Below are 6,387 nucleotides of genomic sequence, written 5' to 3'. Positions count from 1 at the left end.
ACTCAGATACAGTTCAAAAAAGTCAGATGTCGCATTTTGCAGCTTCGCTCCCACTAGGCCAGTTTGGAACCTCACGACAAACCATCATGCGCCTGCGTGACGATGCGGTCAGCCCGGGGGTGAGCAGAATAACAGGGAAGGGGACCGAACCACCCCGGAACGGCCCCCGGTGAAACAGAAGGTACCAGGACCTCAGCTCCGGTATAATACTGCCGGATGAGCACACTTAAACCAACGGAGACGCGGAATGTCAGGCAGAAAAGGAAAGGGCGGGAAGTCACCGGTTCCCCATGACGGGCTGTTTAAAACCTTCCTGACCCATACAGATACCGCCCGGGATTTTCTGGCCCTGCATCTGCCGGCAGAGTTACTGCAGCTGTGTGACCTGACCACCCTGCAGCTGGAGTCAGGCTCCTTTATTGAGGAAAATCTGCGAACCTATTTTGCCGACGTGCTGTACTCCCTGAAGACCACCGAGGGTGAGGGATACATTTATACGCTCATTGAGCATCAGAGCAGTCCGGACAGGCATATGGCGTTCAGACTCATGCGGTACTCCATTGCCGCCATGCAGAAACACCTGGATGCCGGTCATGAGCAGCTGCCACTGGTTATTCCGCTGCTGTTTTCCCACGGTCGTGGCAGCCCCTGGCCCTACACGCTGAACTGGACGGAGCTGTTTGCCAGCCCGGAAACAGCACGAAAACTGTATACCGGTGATTTTCCCCTCATCGATGTTGGCGCCATCGATGACGATGAAATCATGAAGCACCGCCGGATGGCCCTGCTGGAATTAATGCTGAAGCACGCACAAACCCGCGACCTGGCTGAGCTGACCGAACATCTGGTCACCCTGCTGATTGCGGGTTACACTACCGATGAGCAGCTGGTCACTTTGATGAACTGGATGCTGCAGACGGGAGACACGGCCAGACCCGAGGCATTCCTGCAGGAACTGGCCCGCCGGTCACCGCAACACGAGGAGATTTTAATGACTATTGCACAACGCCTGGAACAGAAGGCCCGTGAAGAAGGTATCCAGCTTGGCGAACAGCGCGGCATTGAGAAAGGTGAGCGCGAAGCGACCCTGAAAATTGCCCGCACGATGCTGCAGAGCGGCATCGACCGCAATACAGTGATGGCCATGACCGGTCTGACTGAAGAAGATCTGCGGCGCATCACCCACTGACACTACCGGGTTGCCTGCTGGCAACCCGTTCTTTACTGGTCAACCAGCGCTGATTGTCACCAGTTTCCAGTGATCGTCGTTGCTGACAGCCTCCCAGCCACAGCTTTTCAGCAGCGCATTAAGCCCCTCGGCGCGGCCGCCAATTCTTGCTGGCACAGGTAGCACCTGCGTCCCGTCATCATTAAAACCAATATCCAGCGCGCTTTTCAGCAGACAGATACTGTTCACCGATGCCGATGGCAGAATCTTATTTCGACCGCTCCACTCACTGTCGCTGAGGACGTGATACCCCCAGTCGTACTGCTTCGCCAGCTCCAGCGCGTAGGTCAGGCGAAAAAGGTCGTTCTGCTCAGACAGTTCGTCGGTGCAGCTACGCCAGAGATAATCCAGCTTATGCCGCAGCCGCGCGCGAACGCCGAGCGTACGGCCCTGGTTGAGTATCCAGTCAACATCGGTGGCCACGTCACGAGAAAAGCGACGCTGTTTTTTCACCTGCGCAAACCAGCGGGTGATAAACAGGTTTTCCTGCGACTCCGACGCCACCAGGCCATCTTCCCTGGCAGTCAGCAGGGCGATAAGTGCGCACCATGCCAGGTGACCCGTTTTTTCCATATTTCTCATTTCATCACCAGCCCGGGGGCTGTCCTTCAGCACTGATGTTTATCATCCAGCTCCAGCAGTCGGCTGTTCATCTGGTCTGGATGCTCCCGGTATACCTCACCGCTGACCGGTGCCAGCTGTAGCGTCAGGTGCCGGGCCACGCTATCGTCCTCACTGTCCGGCGCACCAATCAGCCAGACCGGGTAGGGGGCATACCTGACGTCATTCCGGAGACGGTCACCGAGGGACACCATATCAGCCTCAGACGTACACTCCGGGGCAAAAACCAGTCTGGCAGTAATTCGTCCGCAGCGGGAGCAGGGGAACATGGTGTTTTCAAGGAGCGTCGTGCCGGGAATGGGGGCCGGTGGTGAGGGACTGGCACCATCAGGATGCCGGCCAGCATGCTCAATCAGCGCGTCAGCCATCTGTTGAGCAACCAACGCCACAATATCTTTGTTCAGTTCCACAGGGTCTTTCACATACGGGCGCAGCTGCGTGTCGCCTGATGGGGTTTCGGTGACAACCACACCACCCACCTCATCGTTACAATAACAAATAACGTATGTGTTTCCCCGGCGGCGAACCTGAACGTTCGGGGGCAGTTTCAATTTTTGCTGTACTGGCGATGGTGCCATCCGGCTTCCCTGCATTAACGGGGTAAATCTGAACCATCGGTTGGACGACAGACGGCGTCAGACATGATCTGCTGCTGAATGGTGCCAACGTAACACTGATACAGTTTCCCCTGATAACGGGCATTAAAAAAATAACTGTTGGGTTCAGGAGTACGATCAGACTGTTCAAGCGTGACACGATCCTGGGTCACCCCCAGCGCAAAAGCTGCCTTTTCCCGAAGAACCTGTTCATTCATCTGACCTGCAGCCTGAGAGATCCCGCTAATGGAAAGCGACAGAGCGCCCAGAATAAGCAGTGATTTTTTCATGATTACCTTTCCTTTTGATTAATAAGGGCTGTCAGCCATCCCTTCACAGCAATACAGTAACGGGAAAACGTTCGCTCAGGCAATAATGCTAAGCCTGTCCCTGAAGAATGTCTGTAATTTGTGCCAGAACCTCACGTACTTCCGCTTTGTCACAGGCCATAAGTACATCCATTGAAAGCACCTCCAGTCGGGGCTCTCCCATTTGCTTTGCCAGCAGGCCAGCATTAAGCGCCAGCGTTCTCCGCCCCTCTTTTGATGGTTTACGATGATCATCAATAAACAGGGACAGCACTTCTTCCCTGACCTCCTCATCCAGACGGGAAAAATTTCGGTCACGTAAAATATCCAGAGCGAACTTTGTTAGAGAATCCATTATTTATCCTGGTTGCTATTGTGTCGTTATGCCCGATAGCGGGGGAATAGAAACCGTTAAGCGGTTACTTAATTACTGTCGAAATCCCCACTGATTGTATATGGTTTATGTGCTGATTTTTCAACCATTTATTGAGATAAGATTTTAATGCGCTTTTGGCGCATAGAGGCGCCCTCAGAAGCTGAATAGGGGTCTGACGCTCAGTGGAACGAAAACTCACGTTAAGCAATGTTTTCTTCCTCTGACGCCTCTTTTAATGGCCGCAAATGCCCTTTTGTTACCAGTTCTGCCAGCGTGAAGGAATAATGGCCGAGCATATTGATATGCCCATGGCAAAGCGGTGAGAGACGTGCAATATCTTCATCATTCAGGGTTTCTCCTTGTGCCCGGAGATGATCCAGAGCTGCCTGCATATAAATAGTGTTCCATAACACGACGGCGTTAGTGACCAGCCCCAGTGCGCCCAGTTGATCTTCCTGACCATCGGTATATCGCTTTCTTATCTCACCTTTCTGACCGTGACAAATAGCTCTGGCAACAGCATGGCGGCTTTCTCCCCGGTTAAGTTGGGTCAGGATGCGCCTGCGGTAATCTTCATCATCAATATAATTAAGCAGATACAGCGTTTTGTTAATGCGTCCCACTTCAATGATTGCCTGGGTCAGTCCGGAGGGGCGTTCACTTTTCAGTAATGAACGGACCAGCACCGAAGCCTGTACCTTGCCCAGCTTCAGGGAGCCTGCGGCCCGGATCATTTCGTCCCACTGAAGGGCTATTTTTCGGGGATCTGACTGTCCTCTGGCAATGTCATTCAGCACGCCATAATCAGCGTCATTGTCCATGCGCCAGAAAACCGAAGAACCGGCATCAGCCAGTCGCGGGGAAAACTGGTATCCCAACAGCCAGAAAAGGCCAAAGACAAGATCGCTGGCCCCTGCGGTATCGGTCATAATTTCGGTGGGATTCAGCCCTGTCTCCTGCTCAAGAAGGCCTTCCAGCACAAAGATTGAGTCCCTCAGCGTCCCCGGTATAACAATGCCATGAAAGCCGGAATACTGATCGGAAATAAAGTTGTACCAGGTGATACCCCTGTTATGGCCAAAGTATTTGCGGTTCGGTCCGGCATTGATTGTTCTGACTGGCGTAACAAAGCGCATTCCGTCTGCAGAAGCCACTTCGCCACCACCCCAGACCTGTGCCAGTGGCAGTGTTGCCTGAAAATCAACCAGCCTGGCATTCGCACTGGTGATAGTTTCAGCCCGCAGATAGTTTGCTTTTGTCCAGTTCAGCCGGTGTCGGGTCAGGGCTGGAACATTTGACCGTATCAGGGGCTCCAGGCCGATATTGCAGGCCTCGGCCATCAGTACGGCGCTGATGCTGACGGGCAGATCGTCAACTCTGGCGCTGGCTTCGCTGGCGTGGAAAAACTCATCAGCAAATCCGGTATGGGCGTTAATTTCGAGCAGCAACTCCGTTAAATCCACCGTAGGGAGCAGATCGCTGACCATTTTGCTCAGCCGTTTCAGACTGTCCGGCTCATCAAGACTGGCGAGAGGAGTAATAGTCAGCCTGGGCTTTGGGCCGGAAATATCAAGCTGCACCGCTTCATTTTCGCCAAGGCGTGCAGCAACCTGCCTGTAACGGGTGTCCAGCTGGATGCCCAGCGATTTTATTGCGTCCTGTGGGTTTGTCGGATGCCCCAGAGAACGATAAACTTTGATCCGGTTTGCCTGCCAGTCTGCGCCCTGTAGTAATTTTTCGCGGGGATCTCCCCACCGGTTACTGCCGGTAACGTAGACATCCCGCCGTCTCAGGCTGTCCTGCAGTTTACTGAGAAAGCACAGAGTATATCCCCTTCGGGTGATATGTTTTTCCTTATTAATCACCAGTCGTTTCCATGGCCGGCTGATGATTTCCGTTGGTGCATCGTCAAAATACTGCCGCCGTGAGCTGAACTCGCGGCTGAGATAATCGCAGGCATTCAGGGTGGTACTCCCGGCGGGAGCTGCTGAAAATTTAACGGTATTCAGCAGACGGGGCAGAAAGCGACGTACCCGCCCGTACTGCTCCACCATTTCATCATGAAAGTTATCGTCAGAGGGCCGGGCTATTTCGCGAACAAGCGCGATGATGTCTGCCAGCTTTTGTCTGGGGATGTGGCTGAATACCTCAGCCCGGATTGATTCGTCCGGTGTTTCTTCTTTCAGCAGGTATGAACACGCGCTGGCGAGTGCCAGTGCTGATTTATCGAGATCCTTCAGCGATCGGAGCCGTTTTTTCTGCCCAATCTTTCTGGCGTCACGGATGATGACAGTCAGCATGGCATCCAGAACGTCCAGTGCATCATCCAGCGCCAGCGTTTCCCATGCCAGGACAAAGGCAACCAGTACCGCCATCCTTTTCTGCGGTGCCATCCTGGCAATATTGAATACCGAAGTCATCCCGGCATAACGAGCAAGATTCTTCAGACGTACAGTCGGGATCGCGTTCAGGCTTTCATTATGGAGGCCAAAATCGCTCAGCATTTTCCAGCGATCAATTGTCTCATTAAACGCCGGCCCACTGATGGTCACCGGGCCTTTTTTCAGTGATTCCAGCAAAGACAAGCGGCCGGAATCAGCGGGGCCCAGCAGCGTCTCCAGTTGTGAACGCTGCATTGCAGACGGTATCATTGCCAGCCTGTTCCACAGGCGCAGAGTTGCCTTTTCCCTTACTTCTGAAATCAGTCGGGTCAGCGTGGTGGCTCCGGGGAGAATAATTCTGTGCTGCATCAGCCACCCTGTCGCCAGATCAAAAAGCAGACCAGGACGTTCGTTGCTTATCCAGCTACGGGTATATAAAAGACGGGTAAGACGAAAAGTCCAGGGCCAGGCAAATTCGCGATAATCATAATGCTGACGTATCAGCGCGGCATGCTCACGACGGGTATTTTCTCTCTGGCCGTATTCTGCCAGCACGGTGATATCATGAATGGCGAGCTGTCTGGCGATAAAATGCCTGACGCCGGAAGGCGTATGATTCATATCGGTGAGAAAGGTACCCAGAAAACGCACGCACCCTATTTGCAGGGCAATTCCCAGACGATTGTGATCACCTCTGCTTTTTCCGATAAATTCCTTGTCTGCCTCATCAAGATGAAAATAGCGTGCCAGCTGAAGCTCATCCGGTTCACCGGTGAACCGGCCATAGCTTTCAGTCTGTTCAGTGGTCAGAAAATCGACGGGCATATCGGTCTCCCTGCCTGACGGTTATTTATTAACAATCCCGCAACCGTCCGAA

The 6,387-nt window shown here is 53.3% G+C and carries 6 protein-coding genes; 1 reads left to right on the top strand and 5 read right to left on the bottom strand.

Annotated elements, in window-relative coordinates; translation table 11 throughout:
- Positions 1–247 precede the first annotated feature (247 nt).
- Positions 248–1,189 (top strand): Rpn family recombination-promoting nuclease/putative transposase, encoded by a 942-nt coding sequence (locus tag GSQ70_RS10895; protein ID WP_158782554.1) that lies wholly within the window; start codon positions 248–250, stop codon positions 1,187–1,189.
- A gap of 39 nt (positions 1,190–1,228) precedes the next feature.
- On the opposite strand, the gene GSQ70_RS10890 is transcribed toward GSQ70_RS10895, so the two are convergent.
- The 5 genes from GSQ70_RS10890 to GSQ70_RS10870 form a co-directional block, all read right to left on the bottom strand.
- On the bottom strand, positions 1,229–1,810 hold the full coding sequence (locus GSQ70_RS10890) for a DUF2913 family protein (RefSeq protein ID WP_233268273.1): 582 nt from the start codon (positions 1,808–1,810) through the stop codon (positions 1,229–1,231).
- 26 nt (positions 1,811–1,836) lie between these two features.
- A complete protein-coding gene (locus tag GSQ70_RS10885) occupies positions 1,837–2,319 on the bottom strand; it encodes a hypothetical protein (protein ID WP_158782552.1) in 483 nt (160 codons plus the stop codon).
- A 122-nt stretch (positions 2,320–2,441) separates the two neighbouring features.
- Complete coding sequence (locus GSQ70_RS10880) at positions 2,442–2,735, bottom strand: hypothetical protein (RefSeq protein WP_158782551.1); 294 nt, start codon at positions 2,733–2,735, stop codon at positions 2,442–2,444.
- A gap of 88 nt (positions 2,736–2,823) precedes the next feature.
- Complete coding sequence (locus GSQ70_RS10875; protein WP_158782550.1) at positions 2,824–3,108, bottom strand: hypothetical protein; 285 nt, start codon at positions 3,106–3,108, stop codon at positions 2,824–2,826.
- A 221-nt stretch (positions 3,109–3,329) separates the two neighbouring features.
- Positions 3,330–6,335, bottom strand: coding sequence for a Tn3 family transposase (locus tag GSQ70_RS10870; RefSeq protein ID WP_158782549.1), 3,006 nt, complete (start codon positions 6,333–6,335; stop codon positions 3,330–3,332).
- Positions 6,336–6,387: the final 52 nt, after the last annotated feature.

Origin of the sequence: Pantoea sp. BAV 3049 (genome assembly GCF_009765445.1) — a bacterium.
Classification (GTDB): Bacteria; Pseudomonadota; Gammaproteobacteria; order Enterobacterales; family Enterobacteriaceae; genus Erwinia.
This window is presented reverse-complemented; position numbering and strand designations above follow the sequence as displayed.